Origin of the sequence: Syntrophothermus sp. (genome assembly GCF_013314835.1) — a bacterium.
GTDB lineage: Bacteria > Bacillota > Syntrophomonadia > Syntrophomonadales > Syntrophothermaceae > Syntrophothermus > Syntrophothermus lipocalidus.
The window spans coordinates 49,159-70,998 of the sequence record NZ_JABUEX010000008.1 but is presented as its reverse complement, the minus strand read 5'-3'; the positions used below and the strand labels follow the sequence as shown (position 1 = coordinate 70,998).

The window sequence follows — 21,840 nt, the reverse complement described above, 5'->3', positions numbered from 1 at the left end:
TCTTCCACAGGTTTGAGAAGAAATCCCTCGCGCACCTCCACGATGGTTACTCGCTTACCTTTCAGTTTTCGCGCTACCTCTGCCGGCAAATTCAGTTCGTCCGCATTCACTTCAGGGGTTAGCAACACCTTCACCTCCATAAACGTCCTGTATAGAGACAACAGTACTATCTGTAAAATTGTACCACAAGGAACGTCCTGATCTCAACCATAGCTCGCGCTTCCTTCGTTTTCTTAGAAATGCTAATTATTTCTCCAGGGTCGTCCATAGACGCCCCCAGGATAATTTGAATTAATGAAAGAGGTCGGGGCCATGGCAAAGCAGGAATTTGAGGTGATCATAACCCGCAGCGGCTCCCAGGCGGAACATGAACAAGCCTACCGGGAAGCGATTTGCTTTGTTCTCTGTCGCCTTCCTGAATCTATCAGGAAATTGCAGCAAACACGCCCAAATATTCCGAATCTGCAGGACGGTCAGGGAAGGTGAGCGCCGCACTGATACATTTACGAGTGTCTACTGAGGAACAGGCCGAACGAGGCTATTCAATTGCGGCGCAGCGGGAGGAATGCAGGACCAGGGCCCGGAAATTAGGCGCAACTGAAATAACAGAATTTGCAGACGAAGGGGGTCCCGGGCTCAATCTTAGAGCGCCCCGCCCTGGTGGCGGCGCTGGAAAAGCTTAAAGGCGGCGGCATCCGCTGGCTTATGTGCTTAGATACCAGCCGTTTGTTGTGCAGCGTAGCCCCTGAGTTTATCAGTTTAATCTGTAGACCCGGCGTAAAATCAGTGTTACACATTTCACAAACATCATTTTTGCCACTACTTTTTTCAGAGTTAATTTTCAAATGGAGAAATCGCCCGCCGATTGAATGTTGGGCTGGTTCTTGATCCTGAAAACGCGAAGTATCTTCTTGGCCGCTTCGCAGGAACGGTAGTTTATGAGGTATTCGTGACCATCCATGGTCACCCGGCTGAAGTTCAGACCAGACCCTTCACTAGTAAGGTGAAGGGTTTTTTGTCTCGCCGCCTTTTCCCTAGTTTTCCCTGCCCAGGATCAGGTATGTCTAGTTCTGGCACCAACAGAGCCAACATATCTATTAGAAGCACAAACCGAGAACGGAGGTAGGAGGTTGTGACGCGAATTCGACATTTGTTTCCAGGAGGCAACACCTGCAACGGGTTTCATTCCTTCTACGAGTTCATCGTGCCGAACCAGGCCCGGTTGAAACTGGTCTTGAAAGGGGGCCCGGGAGTTGGTAAGTCGACCCTGATGAAGAAACTAGGCGAAGAGTTTATCGACCTGGGTTATCGTGTGGAGTTTCACTGGTGTTCATCTGACAACGAATCCCTGGACGCCATCGCACTGCCGGACTACGATATCGCGGTCGTCGACGGTACCGCACCACATGTGGTGGATCCCCGCTTCCCCGGGGCCGTCGATGAGATCGTGAATCTCGGCGACTTCTGGGATAAGGAACACCTGCAGGGAAACCGCGAAGAAATAATCGCCGCCACCTCTTTAAATAGCCGGTATTTCGCCCTGGCGTACAACCGCCTGCGCGAAGCCAAGGTTATCTATGACGAATGGGCTTCTTACTATGAAGAAGCGCTCGACAAGCGGGCTTGGCAGGAACTCGCTAACCATTTGATCAAAAAATTGGTTAACGCAGCAGAAAAACCGTCAAAGCCTTTGGCTCGCCGGCGCTGCCGCCATCTTTTCGCTGCAGCCATAACCCCGGAAGGGCTAGTCAACTATATCACTTCACTGGTGAACCCCGACTTTCGGACGTACCTTCTTAAGGGAAGCCCGGGGACAGGAACAGATAAACTGCTGGGGGTCTTGAAGACCGTCGGAGAGTGCACCGGCCTGGCTCACGAATGCTACCATCATCCGTTTGTTCCAGACCGTATTCAAGCCCTGATTTTCCCTGAAATAAGGATGGCGGTGGTCGACGAAACGCCGTGGCTGACTCGAGCCGAGCTTTTCTGGCCTGACCACCGGGATATCCGGAGTATGCACCTGGATGAAATCGTGGAGCTTTCGAGCTTATCCCCTTTTCAGGCTGATATTGCGGATTGCCAGAAACGGTTCGCTTGCTGCCTGGCTACAGCCGTGAACCACCTAAAGCAGGCTAAAACCGTTCACGACCGGCTCGAAAGCTACTACACCCCGGCGATGAATATCGATGAACTGGAGGCCAAAAGAGAAGAGCTGAAGCAGATGATCCTCCGCTACCTGTAAAAGCATCGGTAAATACCTTTACAGGCCGCCTTCGACTAGCCTGAGAGCAACTCGGCCGGCCTCTTCTAGGACCGTTCGCTCGTTTAGGGTCAGTAGCTGGCGATTTTGCATGACCACCTTGCCGTCGATGATGACCGTGTCTACGTCCGAGGCCTGAGCGGAGTATGCCAGGTGAGCTACCAGGTTGTGCGGGGGATGGAAATGAGGCTGGTCTATGTCTATTAGGATTATATCTGCCTTCATCCCGGGCTTTATACATCCTATTTCCTGATCCAGACCTAAAACCCGGGCCCCGTTCACCGTGGCCATCTCCAAAGCCTGGTAAGCCGTAATGACCCTCGGGTCCATCTTACGGGCCTTTTGTAGCAGAGCCGCTGTTCTGGCCTCTTCGAACATGTCGAGGTTATTGTTGCTGGCGGCACCGTCGGTTCCCAGAGCTACCGTTACCCCGGCCGCCATGAGTTCGGTAACCCTCGCTATCCCGCTACCCAGTTTCATATTGCTTTGAGGGTTGTGCACAACTCCTACCTTGTTCTTAGCGAGGGTCTCGATGTCCTCATCGGTCAGGTGCACGCAATGGGCTGCAACCACCCTGTGGTCAAACAGGCCTGCCTCGGCAAACATGGCTACCGGAGTCTTGCCGTATTCTTTTTTGATGGTTTCTACCTCAGCCATGGTCTCGGAAAGATGGGTGTGGATGTCAAGCCCTAGTTCCGAGGCCAGGTCCATAACCCTTCGCAGGTAAGGAGGGGGACAGGTGTAAGGTGCGTGCGGGCCCAGCATTATCTTTAGGCGCCCGTCAGCCTTCCCTTGCCATTTAGAGGCGAGATCCCTGCTTTCTCGCAAGGCTTTTTCGGCATTGGGGCCGACGCCGTTCATTCCCCGGCATAGTACGGCCCGTATCCCGGTTTCCTCAACTGCCCGGGCTACATCATCCATGAATATGTACATATCGGCAAAAGTGGTCGTTCCAGATTTTATCATCTCCGCGATGCCCAGCATGGTTCCCCAGTAGACGTCTTGCCCGGTCAGGTTACACTCGAAAGGCTCGATCTTGTTTTGGAGCCATTCCATCAGTGGCAAATCATCGGCGTAACCCCGCATCAGTGTCATGGCCGCGTGAGTGTGGGCGTTTACAAAACCGGGCATGACCAGCTTGCCTTTACCGTCGATGATTTGTCCATTTTCCCGGACTAGCGAAGGCTTGCCGCTACCTACCTCGCGGATATGCTGTCCTTCGATCACTAGAAAACCTTCCGGGATAAAGTCATGCGGCCCGGTCATGGGCAGTATCTTTACATTCGTAACGAGCACTCGCCGGTTTTTGTTTACCGGATGCTTACCTGTCATTTCGCCTACCATCTCCCTATTTCCGTGCATTCCCGTCTCCTTTGACCTGCCCGTAATGTTTGAAACCTTCAGCCAAGACCCGCACTTCTTCGGGCGATAGGAAGTTCACCTGTCCGAGCATCCGGGCGTATATGGTAACCTGAGCGGTCTTTTCGGCAACCAAGCAGGCCTTAAGGGCCCTGTCTACATCAGCCCCAACTCCTACCAGACCGTGGTTAGCGAGAAGAACGGCGTTCTTTTGTCCCAAAGCTTCTACCGCAGCCCGGGCCAAACGCCTCGTCCCCGGAGGCTGGTATTCCGCCACTTCAATTTCCCCGCCTATGAGCTGGGCTGTCTCCTCCAAAGCCGCCGGTATCGCCATTCTTGCCACTGCAAAAGCCGATGCTGCTATGCTGTGAACGTGAACCACCCCCCAGACATCCAGACGAGCCCGGTAGACAGCGAGGTGGAGCGGAACCTCCACTGACGGTTTCCATTTTCCGTGGATCTTCCTACCCTCCATGTCGATGACAACCATGTCCTCAGGGGTTAACTTGGTATAATCCATACCGCTGGGAGTGATCACCACTTCTTCCCTACCCGGCAGGCAAGTGCTGACATTACCCCAAGTGCCCACAACCAGGCCTTGCTCATACATGGCCTGGGCAACCATCACCACTTCGCGGCATGCTTTGTGATACGATTCCACCGCTATTCCCCCCTTTCACCCTCGAAGAGCAGCCAGGCTCGAATCGAAAGGCGGTAAAGCCACGCCTTTTTCGGTTATGATTCCGGAAATTAGGCGGTTGGGAGTAACATCGAAAGCGGGGTTAAACACCGGCACATCGGGAACCGTAATAGGAGTTCCCATCACCTTTCGAACCTCATCCGGATCCCGGTTCTCGATCGGTATTTCTTTCCCAGAAGACAGCGAAAAATCGATGGTAGACATCGGAGCAGCCACATAGAAAGGCAGGCCGTGGTAATGGGCCAAAACCGCCAACATGTATGTCCCGATCTTATTGGCTGTATCACCGTTGGCCGCTATCCGGTCCGCCCCTACTACCACCCCGTCTACTTTGCTTTGCTGCATCAAGGTCCCGGCCATGTTGTCGGTGATCAGGGTAACAGGAATACCATCTTGGCACAGCTCCCACACGGTTAAGCGAGCTCCCTGCAGAACGGGCCTGGTTTCGCAGGCATATACCATAGCGAGTTTGCCCTCGCGGTGGCAAGAACGTATGACCCCTAAAGCCGTACCGTAGCCGCAGGTAGCCAGACTTCCGGCGTTACACACGGTCAGAAGCGTCACCCGTGGAGCAAACAGCTTTTCCCCAAAGTCGCCCATGGCCTGGTTGGTAGCCACGTCTTCGGCAAACATTTCTTCCGCCTCCTGCAAGAGAGCCACTGCCACCTGTTCCCGCCCCTGGGCCCTGTGTTCGGTATATACCTTTTTCATCCGGTTCAGGGCCCAAAACAGGTTCACCGCCGTGGGGCGGGTGCTGGCCAGCAAATCGAAAACCTCCTGCATGCGCCGGTCAAAATCAGGCTCTGGGCCGTCAAATCCCCAGGCAGCCAGGGCAACTCCGTAGGCAGCAGTCACCCCAATCAAAGGGGCTCCCCTCACCACCAAATCCCGAATGGCTTGAGCCACTTCCTCGGCCTCCCGGCATGCCTGGTACCGAACCGTGCCCGGCAAAGCCGTTTGGTCCAGCAGATACAAGACTCCCTCTTGCCAATAAACAGTTTTCACCCCTACCCCTTCTTTCTCTCGCGTAGTCTCTCTATCTCTTGGTGTATACCGCCGCATTCGCATTCCGCTGTGACATCGATGAATTCCAGAGATTCCATCAAAAGCCGGCTCAGCTTCGAAACATTAGCCGCCATGACCTCAAGAACCTCGGAGTGAGTGAGCCGGTCAGCGCCAATACCAGCAGCCATGTTTGTGACCATGGCTACCGTAGCGTAACACATACCCGCTTCCCTCGCCAGTACGCACTCGGGAACACTGGTCATTCCGACCACGTCCCCGCCCAGCATTCTGAACATCCTGATCTCCGCCGCGGTCTCGAAACGGGGACCTTCGGTGCAAACGTAGATCCCTTCGCGATGCAGTTTCAAACCGATGTCAGTACCAATCCTGTACAGGACCTCACGCAGGTGGGGACAGTAAGGGTGAGTCATGTCGCAGTGGACTACCCCCTCTTCTCCCCCTTCGTAAAACGTGGCCGAGCGCTGTTTAGTAAAGTCCAAAAACTGATCCACAAGGACGAAATCTCCGGGTCTCATTAGAGGATTAAGTGAACCGACCGCGGCTGTAGCCACAACCCGCTGCACACCCAGAGCGCGCAAAGCCTCTATATTGGCCCGGTAGTTGATGAGATGGGGTGGCAACGAATGTCCCGCCCCGTGCCGGGCCAAAAATGCCACTTCCTGCCCGCGGTACGAACCTACAGCCACGCGAGCCAGACCAAAGCGGGTATCAACCGTCTTTTCTGTAACATTATCCAGTATCCCCGGATCATACACTCCTGTACCACCGATTACTGCTATTCTTGGCACAATACCCCTCCCTTTTTCTTCAACCCCCTTAATCTGAAAACAGGGCCTCTGCAAACTCTTCTGCTGAAAAATCCCTCAGGTCTTCCAAACCCTCTCCTATCCCAACCAGCTTGACTGGAATATCAAGCTCCTTGGCTATCGCGATGACAATTCCTCCCTTAGCGGTCCCATCCAGCTTGGTCAGGACAATGCCGGTTACTCCGGTTACTTGTTTGAACAGGTTGGCCTGGCTGATAGCGTTCTGCCCGGTCGTAGCATCCAGCACCAGCAACACCTCATGCGGGGCGTCCGCATAAGTACGTTGGATAACCCTTTTGACCTTGGCTATCTCTTCCATAAGGTTGGTCTTGGTATGCAATCTTCCGGCCGTGTCCACGATGAGCACATCGGCCCTTCTGGCCTGAGCCGCGTTGACCGCGTCGAAAACCACAGCCCCCGGGTCGGCTCCCTCTTGGTGTTTTATGAGGTCAGCCCCCACTCGTTCAGCCCAAATCTGCAGCTGGTCGATAGCAGCCGCGCGAAAGGTATCGGCAGCAGCGATAATGACCTTCTTACCTTCGCGTTTAAAGCGGTAGGCCAGCTTGCCGATAGTAGTGGTTTTGCCCACCCCGTTTACCCCGACCACCATAATGACTGTTGGTCCTTCTGGGGCCTTGTTCAACGGGGCATCGCTTCCCTCCATTATAGAGACCACTTCTTGCTTGATAAGGCCTCTAACCTCGTCCACCTCGGTAATCTTCTTCTGTTTTACAGCCCGCCGCAGGTTATCGATCAGTTCCATGGCCGTACTTACTCCCACGTCGGCTTGAATAAGTATCTCTTCCAATTCCTCGAAAAACTCGTCGTCGATACGGCGAGAGGTCTTGATGAGCCGCTCGACCTTTTCCGTGATGTTCTGGCGGGTCTTAGCCAGGCTTTTTTTTAGACGGGCAAAAAAACCCTCCTTAACCGGCTCCGCCGGTTGGGGTCCAACATTTGAAGCCTCGAAAGGCGACTCACTCCCGTTTGCCGTCTCTGCTGGCAGGTTTTCCCCCGTGTGTTCCCCGCGCGCCGTCAATTCCTCTTCTGGCGCGCCTGCCCTCTTATTTTTCCTAAGTTTCTCGAAAAATCCCAATCGCCACCCCACCCTTTTCTATAAAGTGATTTCACTACAACCCCCCTCAGTTGACCGGTGTTGGCTTGTTGCGTAAATCAGCGTCTAAATCATAACTTAACTACCTACCCGGCGAGCGCCTCTGCCTCTTCCATGGTCACCGAAAGCACTCGCGATACCCCCTCTTCCGGCATGGTTATTCCGTACAAAGCCTGCCCGATCTCGATGGTCCCCTGACGGTGAGTTATAACAATGAACTGGATATCCTGGGATAATCTTTTCAAGAACCCGGCAAACCTTGCCAAATTCACGTCGTCTAAAGCGGCGTCGATCTCATCCAAAAGGCAAAACGGGCTGGGTCGAAGTGCCAGCAGGGCAAACACAAAAGCGATGCATGTAAGAGCCCTCTCCCCCCCGGACAACAGTTCCAACAACTGTTTGCGCTTGCCCGGCATCTTCACCGCTATTTCTACCCCGCTGTCCAAATCCTCTATGGCTCCGTTGGAGTTTAGAAAGGCGCTGCCTCCACCGAACATTGCCAGAAAAGTCTGGTGAAAGCTCTGCGAGACCCCTTTTAAGAACTCCACGAATTGAGAGGAAAGAACTGCCCTCGTTTCTTTAAGCAGCGCGTAAATGGCGTTTTTGGCCTCGGTTATGTCTTGGTACTGGTTGTTAAGAAAATCGTACCTGGCCCGAATCTCTTCGTATTCTGCCTCCGCTCCGTGATCTACCGGTTCCAGTTCTGCAAGCTGCTTGGTTAGAACCTCTTTTCTTTGCCTGGCCTCCCTCTCCTTCTCGCCGTCCAGAATAATCCCGCTTCCCGGTACGTATTCCTCACCATAACTATCGACCCACAATTTGATCTGGTTTTCCATATCTGCTTCCCTTCGGGCTATGCGGAGCTCCACTACCCGGGACTGCTCTTCCAACTGTCTGCAACACTGCCTCTCTTCCGTCAGTTTCTTTTCTATCCCGCGTGAGTCCTCCTCCAGCCCGGTTATAGCCCGGACCAGGGTTTCCATTTCTCCCCTCAGTTGGCCCATTTTTTCTTGAAAGCCGTCGCATCGCGTTTTTAACTCCAGTTGCAGTGACTCTTGCCTGTCTATTTCGACGGCCAAGGCTTTCTTTTCTTGAGCACACTTATCCAGAGCCTGTAGGTACGAGGCTTTTATCTTCTCCAGCTGAACGAGATTCTGCTTTAAGCTTTCAATTTCATGCTCTTTGCCTGCGACAAACTCCCTGTAAGACTTGGTTCGTTCCTTCAGAACCTCGTACTCGCGCAACATTTCTTCATGCCCCTGTTTTATTTCCTCCACTCTATCTGACAAACGGCGAGCCTGGTCTGCTGCAGCCTGGTATTGCGCCTCCACATCCTTCATCGACTCCCGCAGGGAATCGATTTCGGCGCTGTAGCCTTTATTCTCATACCGCAGGTCGTCGATGGCCTGTATCAACCTCTCCCGTTCCCCACAAGCATTCTCCAATTCCAGCATTAACATCTTCTCTTCCAGTTTCAGTTCTTCTTCTTGCTGCCTAATCTCCTGGAGCCCTCGCTCCAGCTCCGCTGCAGTGCTTCTCAGGTTCTCCAGGTGAGCCAGCAAAAGCTCGCATTCTTTCTGTTTCTCCGCCAATACTAGAGCCTGTTGCTTAGCCCAGTTCTTCCTCCTAAAATGCTGAACAGATCGGTTGCTGACTGTTCCCCCGGTTATAGCACCGGTGTACGTCAGTACCTCCCCCTCCAAAGTAACCAGCTTTACCGGTAACCCTGATTCACGGTAAACCTTCACCGCTGATTGTAGGGTCTCTACTACTACCACCCTCCCCAGCAGATACTTAACAACCTTTTCAAATCCCGCCGGATAATCGACCAACTCATGCCCCCATCCCACCACTCCCGGCATTTTCTCTGCTCTCCGGATTTTATCTTGCGGCAAGTCACTAACCCTCAACAAGTCCAGCGGCAGAAAAGTCGCCCTGCCCAGCTTCTTTTCTTTCAAAAACTCGATGGCCCGACGAGCATCCTTCTCTGACCTAACCACGATGTCTTGAATGCTGCGCCCAAGGGCAGTTTCTACCGCGGCCTCCAAACCCGGAGGAACCTCAATCAAGTCCCCTACCACCCCTAGTATCCCGTTCAAACCGTACTGTTTGTCCCTGGCTGCCCGCATGACCGCTCGAACTGCCTCCGGATAGGTCCTGCCGTCCCTTTCTTCATCGAAATATAAGTTGAGTTCCTGTTCCGCTTTATAAAGTTCAGCTTGTAACCGGGCAAGGTCCTGCTCTCTTTCTTTCGCACTAGTCAAAGCCCGATCATGTGCCTTCTCGGTGTCGGTTTTTTTTCGCTGCCAGTGATCCAGCCGGGCCCGGGCTTCATTTAGTTTTTCCCTGGTTCGGCTTTCAGCCTGTTCAAGCTCTTTCTCGCGGGCTTCTTTCTGCTTCAGGTCCTCCTGACACCGTTCAAGCCGGTCCTCCAGCCTTTTCAACCGCTCCTGTAAGACAGTCAGCTGGTTCTTATGCTCAGTCTCCTCCTTGAGTTTTTCTATCAACTCGGTCCGCAAATCCTCATAAGCGCGGTTATAATCAGCCAGGACCATCTCCAGTTGTTCAATCCGCGACTTCACCTCTTGCAGGCTCTGTACTTTGGCTCTTAGCTCGGTCTCCTCTTTTTCTAGTTTCTCTTCGCCCAGCCTTATATTTTCCTCCAGCTTGGCCAGCAATCCCTGGTAGTTTGCTTCCTCACCGGCTAAATCTTCCCGTCTCTGCCGGGCATTTATGAGGCGCTCGGCCGACAATCTAAGCTCGGCCTCGCAGCGCTGCAACTCGGACTGCAACCGGTGTCGCTCCTCGTTGTAGAAGGACAAATTCTCTTTGACCTCGCCTGTCTTCGCCTTGAGCAAGGCCAGTTCCTGCTCCTTTTCCTGAATCAAAGTCCTTGCTTTTGCCAGCTCTGCCTTTACCTTATCGCGTTCGCCCAAGTAATCCTGCAACTCGCGGTATAACCGTTCGATCGCGGAAGCCAGCAAGTTTTGCTCTAGGTTCCGGAGTTCCCCGGCAAGTTCGCGGTAGCGCCGGCTCTTGGAGGCCTTCTCTGCCAGTACTTCCAGCCTGCCTTCGAGATCAGACAGCATCTCCTCGACCCTGGCCATATCCTCCTTGATAACCGCCAGCTTGGTTTCAGCTTCCTCCATGCGGTGTCGGTACTTTATTAAACCAGAAGCTTCTTCAAGCAGAAGACGGCGGTCAAAAGGTTTGAGGTTCAATATGTGTTCGAGTTCTCCCTGGCCGATAATGGAGTACCCTTTTTTACCCAAACCTGTCCCCGCAAAAAGATCCTGAACGTCTTTCAACCGGGCCGGAACCCGGTTAATATAAAACTCGCTCTCACCCGAGCGGTGTACTTTCCTGGTAACGTTTACCTCGGCAAAGTCAAGGGGTAAAACCCTGTCGTAGTTATCTATTACCACGTCCACTTGAGCTAAGCCCAAGGGACGTCTCTTATCCGTACCGCTAAAAATAACATCATCGTTTCTCTGCCCCCTCAGGTGGCGAACGTTACTCTCGCCCAAAGCCCACCTGATAGCGTCTACTATGTTGCTCTTCCCGCACCCATTAGGCCCGACTATTACGTTAATGCCGGGAATAAACTCGATTTCGGTTCGCTCGGCGAAAGATTTAAACCCTTTCAGTTCTAAACGTTTAAGGTACACTTGACTCCTCCACCGTCCTCGGATTTTTAACCCGGCATTACATCCCCGGCCGTTACTCTTACTAGCCTACCGTCCTTGAGTTTCAGCCGCAGGCAGCCGTGGTCGTCAATCCCTTGGTCGATTCCGCTCAAATCCCGTCCTTGAGTATGCACAGTCACCGGTTGCCCGAAATGAGCACACCTCTCCATAAACTGACGCCGCAAACCCTTAAATCCCGTTTCTAGATACCGGGCGTATGCCTTTTCCAGTTCCGCGAGTATGGCTGAAAGCACTGCTTCCAAGTCGAACTCCTGTCCCGTTTCCAAATACAGGGAGGTAGCTTGGTCCCTCAACGCTGCTGGCAGATCTTCGGCCCTGAGATTCACGTTGACCCCGATCCCTGCCACTACATACTTAATCATATCGAATTCGGTGTTTATCTCCAGGAGAATCCCCGCTATTTTCTTGCCACCGAGGAGCACGTCGTTCGGCCACTTCACTTTTACTGGAGCCGTTATAAACCTCTGGAGAGCACAGGCCACTGCCAGGGCAAAAACTAGGGAAAGAGGCACCACGTCTCTTACCTGCAACTCCGGGTACAAAACGATCGAAAACCACAACCCTCCGGCCGGGGACTCCCATCTCCTACCGCGGCGGCCTTTACCTTGGGTTTGTCTTGCCGCTATTACTATTCCACCCTCTGCCAACCTTCCCTGATCCGCCATTTCCCAGGCTACAGTATTGGTAGAAGACGTTTCATCCAACTGCAACCGCTGGCTCCCAAACCTTACCTTTCTAGGCCCCGGCTCCAACCCCAGGTCCTCGCATCCTTCGTCTTCCAGACGGTAACCCTGATTGGGAATAGCGGTTATGCGGTAGCCTTCCTTTCTCAGACTGTCAATGTGTTTCCAAACCGCAGTCCGGCTTATCCCCAGCTCCCGAGCCAACTCGGCCCCAGACACCCACTCGCCCTGATTCTGTTGCAGCTTGGAAAGTATCCGGTATTTCATGATTCCCCCCTCCTCAACAAAAGAGGAACGGTTCTCGCTTTTCATAGCTCCGTTTAGACGCTGATTTACGCAGACCTCCCGCGACACCTAAGAGTGCCGCCACTAGAGAATGAAAATCTTATTCTAATAACAGCCGAGAAATCTTTAAGCAAAAACATAACCTGTGTTCATCAGCCCGGCACTCAGCTGGACGACATTGCAACATGCCAGTTGGTCCCGAAAACGCTAGTCGCTGATCAAGACTTGAGCTGAGTGCCGGGTCTGTGGCCCGTTTTCGGAGCCGACTCTCGAACAACACAATCATATGTGATTTTGTCCTGACCAGGCGCGGTAAAAGTCCTGCCGTGACAGCACAAACAGTGGCTTATCCGCCTCTGCCCTTCCAAGCCCAACCCAATCCCTCTCCTCGCTCTTGATCCCTGCTATCCTGAGCCTGTTCACCCCAAGCCCTCTTTTCAGCCGTTCACGGTTGCTCCTGTTTTGTCCAACCATCTTAGATAGATCCTTTTCATTAACAAAAACACCGAAATCCTCTGTTTCCGGTTTTTCACTCCACAACCTCCAGGCAGTCAAAACCTGCCGAAAAAAAACCTCCGAAGCCACTAATTCCCCGAAGCTGGGGTGAAAAGGTCCTGCCAACAAAGTATCCGGGCTGTTCAGGTCACTAGTCGGTTGTAGACCCATCCTGATAACCTTGATGCCCTCCGCCTCCAACATGATGAACATGTCGGCGGTTATATCTACCGCTTCTTCCATGCTCAAGGGGGAGTACAGGCCTTGTTCCCACATCTGATGAAGACGAGTGCCCTTCAATACCAAGGTAGGGTATATACGGACCATCAGGGGTTTCATTTTGATAACGTCACGAGTGGTAGCCAGGTCTTTTTCCCGGGTATCTTTAGGCAAACCGATCATAAGCTGAATGCCCAGAGCAAGTCCGTGTTTTCTGATCAAACCCGCCGCTTCCCAAACCTGTCTGCCCGTATACCCTCTTTCGGCACAAGCCAAGACCTCAGGATCCAGCGACTGCACCCCTAACTCTACGGTGGTTACGCCGTGTTCAATAAGAAGGCGCAGGACCTCAACGCTTATGGCATCTGGTCGGGTCGATACCCTTATCGAGGCAACCTTACCGGTAGCCAGATACGGTTGAACCGCCTTCAAGTACCCCTCCATCACTTGTACCGGCAGAGAGGTAAAGCTCCCCCCGTAAAAGGCCACCTCAACCGGCTCCGAAGCCGATGCCCCACTCTGCTGCAGCCCCTTCTCTATCGTTTCTGCCACGGCCAAGGGGGAAGGTGGTTTCTCGCTGCCGGTAATGCGGTACTGCTGACAAAAAACACACCGGTGCGGGCAACCGAGATGGGGAATAAATATTGGAATAATCCTGTGGAGCATGACCGTTACCCTTCAAATACCTTCATCTGGAGAACTTTTTCCGCTGCCTTCTGCTCGGCTTCTTTTTTGCTCTTGCCAACCCCCTGGGCCAGCAGCTTATGCCGGTAAAACACGCCGGCGATAAAAGTCTTATCGTGAGCAGGCCCGCTTTCCTCCAGAATGGCATACGTCACGTTGTCTTTGCCCCGGCTCTGTACCAGTTCCTGTAGCTGGGACTTGTAGTCGTAGAAGTTGCCCTCCGCGACCTCGTGGATATCCTGGGCGAGATACCTGAGTATAAAGTCGCGAGCATACTCCAGCCCCTGGTCCAAGTATACCGCTCCCACCACCGCTTCTACCGTATCTGCCAGTATCGAATTGCGCTTGCGTCCGCCTGATAACTCTTCTCCCCGGCCTAGATACAGGTATTCGCCGACTTTCAAGGTGTTAGCCACTTTAACCAAGGCCTTTTCACAAACAACTTTGGCCCTTATGCGGGTAAGATCCCCTTCTGGCCGCTCTGGGAAATTCTTATAAAGATACTCCGCCACGACCATATTCAACACCGCATCCCCTAGAAACTCCAGGCGCTGGTTGTTCTCAACCGCTTCATTTTCCTGGGAATAAGAAGGGTGGGTCAAAGCCTTTGTCAAAAGGCCTGTATCGACCTCGACAATACAGTTGGCGAGCTTAAACTGCTCGGCCAGTTTTCCCTTCCTGCTCATGGTTTCACCTTATTCCCGTCACGCAACCGAAAAACGACCTCGCAACTCCATTTTAATCAACTCCTAATGCTCGTTTTAGCTTCCCTACCATGTCGTTCTCGACACACTGCACTGCTGCCTTTACGCCGTTAGTAACCGTCTGGGCCTTCGAGCTGCCGTGACAGACTATGCTCACCCCGTTTACCCCTAATAGAGGAGCTCCCCCTACCTGGTTATAATCGAAGCTCTTTAGCAGCCGGAGTACCTCGGGAGACAACGCTTCCTTCAAGGTATCCATTAGCAAGCCCATAAAACCCTCTACTGCTTTCAAAACCACATTACCCACAAAACCATCGCAGACCACCACTTCACTCTTACCCACAAATATATCGCGGCCCTCTACGTTCCCTATAAAATTTATGCCCGTTTCCTTCTTCAACATCGCGTGAGCCTCGAGTACCGCTTGGTTACCTTTGCTCTCCTCTTCCCCGTTGGACAGCATCCCCACGCTCGGCTGCGAACTGCCATTCACAACCGAAGCATAAGCACTTCCCATCAAAGCAAACTGGACCAGCTGTCGTGGTTTACAGTCCACATTAGCCCCTATATCGAGCAGAATAGTGTTCTGGCCGCTTCTAAGCGGTATGTTAGCGGCTATGGCCGGTCGCTCCACGCCTGCAACGGTTCCCAACACAAAAACTCCGGCTGCCATCTGGGCCCCGGTGTTTCCGCACGACACGACAGCCTGGGCCTCACCCGCTTTCACCAATCCGGTAGCCACAACGATGGACGAGTCTTTCTTCTTACGTAAAGCCAAGGCCGGATGCTCGTTCATACCTATTACTTGAGACGAGTGAACTACCGTCAGCTTGCCTCGGTCGTAATCGAGGCCGGACAACTCTCTGCCGACAATCTCTTGATCCCCGACCAATATCACTTCTATCCCTAGCTTATTTATAGCTTCAACCGCACCCCTGACCACCTCCCGGGGAGCATAGTCGCCACCCATAGCGTCGACTGCAACTCGCACAGCACTTCACCCTCTTTTCTAGCTATAAAATAAAAAGTAAGCTAATGGCTGCTAACGCCCATTACCTTACTTTTTGCCTCTGTAGAACAAGTTATTTCGTTACTGCTTTACCCTTGTAAAAACCGCAGTTCAAACAAACGCGATGAGGCATCTTCAGTTCGTGACACTGCGGGCACTCTACCAAGGTCGGATGCTCCATCTTCATCCACTCGCTCCTGCGCATGTTCTTGCGGGACTTCGATTGCCGGCGTTTAGGGACTCCCATCGTAATTCCTCCTCTGCATCAGTTTTTGTTATCAAGCAAAGCTTTTAATGCCTCCCACCTGGGGTCAATCTCCTCCTCCTGGCAACGGCAAGCTTCCACAGCCAAGTCCACTCCGCACCCGGGACAGAATCCCCGGCAGTCTTCATTGCATACGCGTACCAGTGGAAGATTGACGACAATGTTTTCGATAACCAGAGGTTCCAGGTCAACTTTTTCATCCCGGATGACCAGCACGTCCCCGGTTTCCACCTCATCACGTGTTACAGCCGCCCCTTCTTCCACTAGCTGAACGTAGAAGTCAACCAGCATCGGCAATTGGTAAGGGCGAAGACACCGTCCACAGGTTAGTATGGCCACGGCGTTTATCTTACCGTTCCCCACTATCATGCGACCGGTATTGGTAAGAGTAAGATCCACATGAACCTCTTCGGGAAACGTCACTGTTTCACCAGCGATCTCGATTCCCTCGATTTTCTTGCTCAGGTGGAATACCTCAGTTTCGTGGGGATGATGCTGAAGCCACCCCACTTCAATCTTCATATACTCACCACCCCATAGGATAGCCAGGTTAATTATATTCTTCCACAAAACCGTATGTCAAGGAAACCTGCTGATAACGTGTTATCGATCTGTGATTTTGTCACCTTTAATAGTTCAGTGAAAATGCCCCCATGAAAGGTGAGGTCGATTCCGAGTCTACTCTCTCTACAGCTTAGTCCCTGCTCCTTCTGCCGCCAGCCCCAACCCTAACGACGTTGCTAAGTCCACCAAGCAACACGAAAAGCCAGGACAAAGGCCAACTCATTACCTGCATTTTCCGCGAACAACTACAACAATGCGATTTCCAGCTTAAAGCGAATTGGCCAGATCCTTTAGCAGCTCTGCCAAGCTGCTCATCTCGGTAATCGAGGCAGTAACCTCTTCTGTTGCGGCTGCCTGCTCTTGACTTTGTTTGACGTTCGTCTCAGAAGCAACTCGGACAGCTTTTATCTTATCTTCAATGTTCTGCGTGAGCTTTCTGATCTCTTCTGCGGTGGCTTTGGAATGGTCAGATAATTTTCGAATTTCTTCGGCTACTACGCCGAAACCTCGGCCGTGCTCTCCCGCCCGTGCCGCCTCGATAGCCGCATTCAACCCCAACATTTTGGTTTGATCAGCAACAGACTTGATAAAATCAAGTATTTCGTGTATTCGTCCCGAAATTGCCTGGACTTCCCTTACCAACTCTGCCAAATTCGATTCATTGACGTTGATATTGCTTGCCGCCAAAGCTATTTCGTGCATAACCTTGACTATTTCGCCGGTTGTACTGCTCAGTCGTTGCGCCATCTCTTGTAGTTTGTAGGGCAATAGCCGGGGAGAGAATATGCCAAAGGAACCGAGAATTTCTCCGGTTTCATCATCTTTTAACGGAATTCCAACACACCTAACAACCTTGTACTGTTTAGAGGGCATGTCCACGACCGCAAACTCCCCGCGCCGCATAACTATTTTGCCGACATCGTCGTCCTTCATCGGCATTCCCACTTTAATCCACGGAATGTCGAACTTATCTGACCCCAAGCGGTGGGTAATCTTCTCTTCATCGGTGGCCAATACCAAGGCTCCCTCCATCTGTGATTGCGCCACGATGGGAGCAAACAAATCAAACGAGCGGTGGATGTCATGAACCTTACGCAACATGATGCCGCAGGTCCCTATAAGCCGTCCGTTACCGTCAACAATAGGGGAAACTCTTATTTTTGAAGGAAAACCGTATACCTTTTTCCTGATGGTACCGCTTTGCTTCTGTCCGGTCAGAATGCAGGCCCTGACCAAATCCACAGTGTCAATCGTGTCTCCCACACGCAAAGGCACATCGAGGTTTGAACTCCTCACAAAATCGAAAACTTCCAGGTCGCTGGTAAAAACCAACCCTCCTTCTGCAAACATCTCCAGGAAACAAGGTGCGGCAAGCTGCCAAGCCCGCTTTTCATCGACACCGACGTTATTCTGGCCCTCGAAGGAATTATCCATACCTCTCCCTCCTCTGTCGAATACCGATAAAAACCTCCAAATCCTCCAGCTAGCTACCTTATTTACTATATTTATGTACTTTTCGATAACATCTTTATTTTTCCTGTACAGACTATTAAAAGAGCAAACAGTTCCTCAAAACAGGAACAACCTGACTCTTTGGTCAGGCAGCACAATACCGCAGGCAAGTCCTTATAATTGTGTAAAAATGGTGAGCCAAGGCTCCATAATATAAAAATTGTATTAAGGAAATAAACCACAATCGAGGAGGTCTTACAATGGCCCAATACCATGTTACCATCGATTCCCAATTATGGCAGCAACTCTTCTTGTCGGATGCCAAGGAGAGAGGTATGCAAAAACACTTCAATCAGTCTTGAATCAGGTGTTGGAGGCTGAAGCTAGCGAGCAGCTCTAAGCACAGTGTACGAGCGCACGGACAAACGTGTGAGTTGCCGTAACGGGACTTATACAAACATCCTAGAAACGATAAAATTCTGTAAGAGAGAGGAATTACCTTTATTAGTGGCGAAGTTGTTTTGTACTTCCCGTTGATACGGTTGTATTCGACTCCCATCGATACAGGAGGTTAAAAATGAGACGTTTGCTGTTTCTTGCCTTAGCTGCGATAACTATCCTGGCCGGTGATTTGACGCTGCCTGCCCTCGCTCAAGAACAGCCCGGAATTCCGGTCCTGATTGACGGCTTGCCGGTTACCTTTGACGTTCAGCCGGTTATTCGGGGCGGACGGACACTAATTCCCTTCCGAGCTATAGCCGAGGCTTTGAACGTCAAGGTTAACTGGGACGGCACTGCTCAAACAGTAATTGCTACAGACGGGAAAACCTCTATCCGGCTCCAGATTGGCAACAACACAGCTTATCGCAATGACTCCCCTATCCTCCTTGACGTTCCGCCGCAAGTCCTGGGCGGGAGAACAATGATACCCCTGCGGTTCTTCAGTGAAGCCTTTAACTGTAAGGTGGAGTGGGATAAGTCGATCAACGGGGTCAGGATTACCTCCCCACCCAAACAGATGGAGGTGATCGGGTTCTACGCCTTGGGCGACAGCAAGACCAGCAGCTGGACCGACCTCTTTGGGAAACCCTACCCGGAACATTCATCAGTAAATACAGATGTGGTAGGCGAACTGGCGCTGGGCTGGTACAGTCTGGACAAAGAAGGCAACCTCTTGACCAGGAGCAGAACCGGCTGGCAAAGGCCCGACGGTTGGGAGAAGGTGCTGGAAGCGGCCAATAAGTACAACCTGAAGAGCGAGATGGTAGTCCACGTGACCGACGGTGACGGCACCATTTCTTCTCTGTTAAAGGATGAGGCTGCTATGACCAGGGCGGTTGATAGTATAGTGATGGAAGCGAGGCTGTATCAGGGAATCAATCTCGATTTCGAGGGTTTGGGCTACCAAGATAGCGGTGAGCAGTTGAAAACGGTGCAGGACGAATTTACCAGGTTCGTGAGGCTCTTAGCGGAGCAGGTGAAGGCTGCTAACCTCACCCTGACCCTCACCCTTCACGCCCCCAACAGCGCCTATAAGGGTTACGACTACCGGGCACTGGGGGAGATTGCCGACCGGATTATCATCATGGCCTACGACTATGGTTCTAAGCCGGAACCGGTGAACCTTGTCACGCAAGCAGTGAAGATGGCTAAGGCGTCTGTCCCGCCGGAAAAGCTAGTGCTTGGAATTTCTGTCCCCACGGAAACGGCGGAAAGCATTCTAACCAAGGTGGGCATTGCCAAGCGGTATAACCTTGACGGCATCGCCCTGTGGCGGCTGGGTCTGGTAACCGGCGAGATGTGGGATGCCTTGAGGGCTACCGCAATACCAAAGAGGTATGAAAGATGAAAGGCTACTTAACCAGTGAGAAGCGCGTGCCTAACATATCAAACGGTACGTTGATGCTTTCTGGGCTCCTTTCAATAACTGTGGACCCGTTTTATATCCTTAACCTTTCTGGACTAACCGGGGATGCTACGCCGACTACGAAAACAAGAGTTTCACAAATTTCAAGCCTGCCCCATAAAGAAGGTAAGGTACGAAGAAGCTAATACCTACCAGTAGCACGAAACCCAAGGGGCCGGTGTTGCCGGCCGCAGCCGAGGCCGTCCACAGGGCCGCCGCCGCCCCTACCACCAATTGGAGCACCCTCGCGGTATCTCCGAACACCAATATCTGGCCGTTTCTTTCCAGGGGACTGCGGTCAAAAAGCCAGACTGACAAGTAGTAAAGCCCTACACACAGCAATGCCAGCAAGAAACAAGCCGGCAGTGACGGGAGGGCGGCATGCGGTCCGCCTAACACCACACTCCCCAACGTGTCCGCTGCATATGCTATTCTCTCCAGCACTCGTCCCAGGCCATATTCCGGGCGAATCAATCCCAACCCGTACAAGAAATTGCGGAAGCCCAGCAGAACCGGGGCAGGCCCGAAAATCAATCCGGCACTTATAATACCGGCCGATACTGCGTTTCCGGCCACCGTGGAAGCCGCAAAAGAAATGCTGAAAACTGCGGCCAGAACCGCGGCCTGGCGGGCACACCAGACCCATACGTCGAACAGGGTGTACGGGGTGGAGATGAATTGAACCAGGCCTGACAGGTAAACGGCGACTGCCAGCCCGTTCAGAACCAGGACTGTCATTCCGGTTACATACTTGGCCTTGACCACCTGACGCCGGGTTACCGGGGTAGCCAGCAAAAACTCCAGAGTACCACTTTGCTTTTCATCCGACAGCAGAAAGATGCCGAGGACAAAGGCAATCATCCACCCCAGAAATCCAAAACCGGTGGTACCCGCGTCGCTCCCGATGGTACTGTGAACTAAGCCAACCAGGTCGATCTTCCAGGGCTGGCCGGCCCGGGCGTTGAGCCCGGCGACTAGAAACGGCCCGGCGATATACATACCGCTCAGGAGCAGAGTGTAGATAACAAACTTGAGCTGGTGCTGATGCAGTTCCTTTAAGGCCAGCATGGGATGCAGCCCAAAAACCCGGCTAAACATGATGTTCACCTCCAACAGCGTAGTAGAAGATTTCATCCAGTGATAGATCCTGCACCTCGACAAAGGCTGGATTGAACTCCCGTACCCTGGCCAGGATCCGGTCGGCATCCCGGTTTACAATCAGCGAACAGACGTGCTCCGTACTCTCCACTTTCAATACGCCGGGAAGCCGGGACAGTTCGGCCGGCAACCCGCCCGGGAAGACCGTCTGGATACGCCGGAAGTTCCGCTTGAGGTCGTCCATGTCCTGGCAGAAGACCAGTCGGCCTTTATCCAGCAAGGCAATCTGGTCGGCCATTCTCTCCAGGTCGCCCAGGTGGTGGGTGGACAGAAACACGGTGGTTCCCTCCCCGGCCACTTCCTCCAGCACCAGCTGAAAGAATTGCCGGCGCTTGACAGGGTCCAGGCCGGCGGTCGGCTCGTCCAGAATCAAGAGCCGGGGATGGATGGAAAGGGCGATGGTCAGAGCTACCAGGGTGGTCGTGCCTTGAGATAGGTTGCGGATGCGCTTCTCCACCGGCAGGTTGAACTTTGATTGCAGGTGCTTGACTCGGCCCCAATCCCAGTTCTCGTAGAAACCGGAACACAGAAAAAAGATCTCCTCCACCCTAAACCAGGGATACATCTTCTGGGTGTCCGGCACGTACCCGATGCGGTGCCGGGCAACGGCATCTCTTGCCTCACGGCCCAGTACCCATGCACTTCCCCTCGTCGGCTGCAGCAGTCCCAGCAACATCTTGATGGTGGTGGTCTTGCCCGCCCCGTTCGGCCCCACCAGGCCGAACACCGACCCTTCCGGTACCGCCAGGTTCAGGCCGTCAACCACCGTGACCCCGTTGAACCGCTTGGTCAACTCCCAGGTTTCAATCGCCAGCACCATTCTTGCCCCCTTCCCATTTCTCGAGCACTTCGTGGAAGCAGGCCTCCATCTCCTCCCGCCCGAGCTGCAGGTGATGGCTTTCTTCCAGCAACTTCTCCATCATCTGCTTCAACATCTCCATTCTTTCCTCCCGGCTGGCCATACGGGCCGATGACGAAACATAGGTTCCCCGGCCCCGCGAGGTGGCAATAACCCCTTCCCACTCCAGTTCCTGGTAGGCCTTGGCCACGGTATTGGGGTTTATCAGCAGCCGGGACGCCAGTTCGCGTACCGACGGCAACCGGGCCCCGGGCTCAAAGAGGCCCCCGTCGATACCTCTCTTGACCTGTTCCTTAATCTGCTGGTAAATCGGTACACTCGACCGGGTATCGATACGAAACCACAAATCATGCTACCCCCGCTTCACCGCGACTATCCTAGTGTACTATGTCACTAATACACCTTTAGGCTATCAATCCCTGTAACAGTTGTCAATAGGGGGCTTTGGCGTGGTCAACAGAAATGCATAAAAAAGTGGACCCCCTATCAACCAGGATTCCCTATCATTGGGTTTGGACAAAACAAGGCGCGGGAAGAAGCCTTTATAAAAGGGCACAAAACCGGCTTAGAATTCGAATATACCAT

20 protein-coding genes are annotated in these 21,840 nt (G+C 52.8%); 4 read left to right on the top strand and 16 right to left on the bottom strand.

The genetic code is table 11. The annotated features are described in order from the left end of the window. Positions 1–312 precede the first annotated feature (312 nt). The 3 genes from HPY90_RS04315 to HPY90_RS04305 all read left to right on the top strand — a co-directional run bounded on the left by HPY90_RS04315 (position 313) and on the right by HPY90_RS04305 (position 2,242). On the top strand, positions 313–486 hold the full coding sequence (locus HPY90_RS04315; protein ID WP_287191597.1) for a hypothetical protein: 174 nt from the start codon (positions 313–315) through the stop codon (positions 484–486). After that, complete coding sequence (locus tag HPY90_RS04310) at positions 483–683, top strand: recombinase family protein (RefSeq protein ID WP_353733635.1); 201 nt, start codon at positions 483–485, stop codon at positions 681–683. The genes HPY90_RS04315 and HPY90_RS04310 overlap by 4 nt, the downstream gene beginning before the upstream one ends. Positions 684–1,132: 449 nt before the next feature. Beyond that, positions 1,133–2,242 carry a PRK06851 family protein gene (locus HPY90_RS04305; protein WP_287191594.1) on the top strand — a complete coding sequence of 370 codons (1,110 nt, stop codon included), beginning with the start codon at positions 1,133–1,135 and terminating at the stop codon, positions 2,240–2,242. Positions 2,243–2,260: 18 nt separating this feature from the next. On the opposite strand, the gene HPY90_RS04300 is transcribed toward HPY90_RS04305, so the two are convergent. The 13 genes from HPY90_RS04300 to HPY90_RS04240 all read right to left on the bottom strand — a co-directional run bounded on the left by HPY90_RS04300 (position 2,261) and on the right by HPY90_RS04240 (position 17,314). Then, entirely contained in the window at positions 2,261–3,592 is a 1,332-nt protein-coding gene (locus tag HPY90_RS04300; protein WP_502707188.1) for an amidohydrolase, read from the bottom strand. Between the two features lie 16 nt (positions 3,593–3,608). Continuing rightward, positions 3,609–4,280 (bottom strand): class II aldolase/adducin family protein, encoded by a 672-nt coding sequence (locus HPY90_RS04295; protein WP_013175455.1) that lies wholly within the window; start codon positions 4,278–4,280, stop codon positions 3,609–3,611. Positions 4,281–4,295: 15 nt separating this feature from the next. Continuing rightward, positions 4,296–5,324 carry an S-methyl-5-thioribose-1-phosphate isomerase gene (mtnA, locus tag HPY90_RS04290; protein ID WP_287191587.1) on the bottom strand — a complete coding sequence of 343 codons (1,029 nt, stop codon included), beginning with the start codon at positions 5,322–5,324 and terminating at the stop codon, positions 4,296–4,298. A gap of 2 nt (positions 5,325–5,326) precedes the next feature. Then, on the bottom strand, positions 5,327–6,133 hold the full coding sequence (gene mtnP / locus HPY90_RS04285; RefSeq protein WP_502707187.1) for an S-methyl-5'-thioadenosine phosphorylase: 807 nt from the start codon (positions 6,131–6,133) through the stop codon (positions 5,327–5,329). Between the two features lie 28 nt (positions 6,134–6,161). Beyond that, complete coding sequence (gene ftsY / locus HPY90_RS04280) at positions 6,162–7,046, bottom strand: signal recognition particle-docking protein FtsY (protein ID WP_041433480.1); 885 nt, start codon at positions 7,044–7,046, stop codon at positions 6,162–6,164. Positions 7,047–7,351: 305 nt separating this feature from the next. Continuing rightward, complete coding sequence (gene smc, locus HPY90_RS04275) at positions 7,352–10,933, bottom strand: chromosome segregation protein SMC (protein WP_287191582.1); 3,582 nt, start codon at positions 10,931–10,933, stop codon at positions 7,352–7,354. Positions 10,934–10,959: 26 nt separating this feature from the next. Next, complete coding sequence (locus tag HPY90_RS04270; RefSeq protein WP_287191579.1) at positions 10,960–11,922, bottom strand: biotin--[acetyl-CoA-carboxylase] ligase; 963 nt, start codon at positions 11,920–11,922, stop codon at positions 10,960–10,962. Between the two features lie 300 nt (positions 11,923–12,222). Next, positions 12,223–13,320 (bottom strand): elongator complex protein 3, encoded by a 1,098-nt coding sequence (locus HPY90_RS04265; RefSeq protein WP_013175461.1) that lies wholly within the window; start codon positions 13,318–13,320, stop codon positions 12,223–12,225. A 5-nt stretch (positions 13,321–13,325) separates the two neighbouring features. Then, positions 13,326–14,024, bottom strand: a complete 699-nt coding sequence (gene rnc / locus HPY90_RS04260) for a ribonuclease III (protein ID WP_013175462.1) — start codon at positions 14,022–14,024, stop codon at positions 13,326–13,328. 52 nt (positions 14,025–14,076) lie between these two features. Next, a complete protein-coding gene (gene plsX, locus HPY90_RS04255; protein ID WP_013175463.1) occupies positions 14,077–15,033 on the bottom strand; it encodes a phosphate acyltransferase PlsX in 957 nt (318 codons plus the stop codon). 91 nt (positions 15,034–15,124) lie between these two features. After that, positions 15,125–15,298, bottom strand: coding sequence for a 50S ribosomal protein L32 (gene rpmF / locus HPY90_RS04250; protein ID WP_013175464.1), 174 nt, complete (start codon positions 15,296–15,298; stop codon positions 15,125–15,127). An 18-nt stretch (positions 15,299–15,316) separates the two neighbouring features. Further along, the gene (locus HPY90_RS04245; protein ID WP_013175465.1) at positions 15,317–15,838 is read right to left on the bottom strand and encodes a YceD family protein; all 522 of its coding nucleotides are present in this window, start codon (positions 15,836–15,838) and stop codon (positions 15,317–15,319) included. Between the two features lie 309 nt (positions 15,839–16,147). After that, positions 16,148–17,314, bottom strand: coding sequence for a methyl-accepting chemotaxis protein (locus HPY90_RS04240; protein WP_287191568.1), 1,167 nt, complete (start codon positions 17,312–17,314; stop codon positions 16,148–16,150). Positions 17,315–17,909: 595 nt separating this feature from the next. Here HPY90_RS04240 and HPY90_RS04235 point away from each other — a divergent pair. Continuing rightward, complete coding sequence (locus HPY90_RS04235; protein ID WP_287191565.1) at positions 17,910–19,181, top strand: stalk domain-containing protein; 1,272 nt, start codon at positions 17,910–17,912, stop codon at positions 19,179–19,181. A 135-nt stretch (positions 19,182–19,316) separates the two neighbouring features. Here the strand turns inward: HPY90_RS04235 and HPY90_RS04230 are convergent, their stop codons facing one another. From HPY90_RS04230 to HPY90_RS04220, 3 genes are read right to left on the bottom strand one after another with little or no spacing between them, the layout of a single operon-like run. After that, positions 19,317–20,336, bottom strand: a complete 1,020-nt coding sequence (locus HPY90_RS04230; RefSeq protein WP_287191563.1) for an ABC transporter permease subunit — start codon at positions 20,334–20,336, stop codon at positions 19,317–19,319. Beyond that, positions 20,329–21,216, bottom strand: a complete 888-nt coding sequence (locus tag HPY90_RS04225) for an ABC transporter ATP-binding protein (RefSeq protein ID WP_287191560.1) — start codon at positions 21,214–21,216, stop codon at positions 20,329–20,331. Before HPY90_RS04225 ends, HPY90_RS04230 begins: the two co-directional genes overlap by 8 nt. Further along, entirely contained in the window at positions 21,200–21,601 is a 402-nt protein-coding gene (locus HPY90_RS04220) for a GntR family transcriptional regulator (protein ID WP_287191557.1), read from the bottom strand. Before HPY90_RS04220 ends, HPY90_RS04225 begins: the two co-directional genes overlap by 17 nt. Between the last annotated feature and the right edge of the window lie 239 nt (positions 21,602–21,840).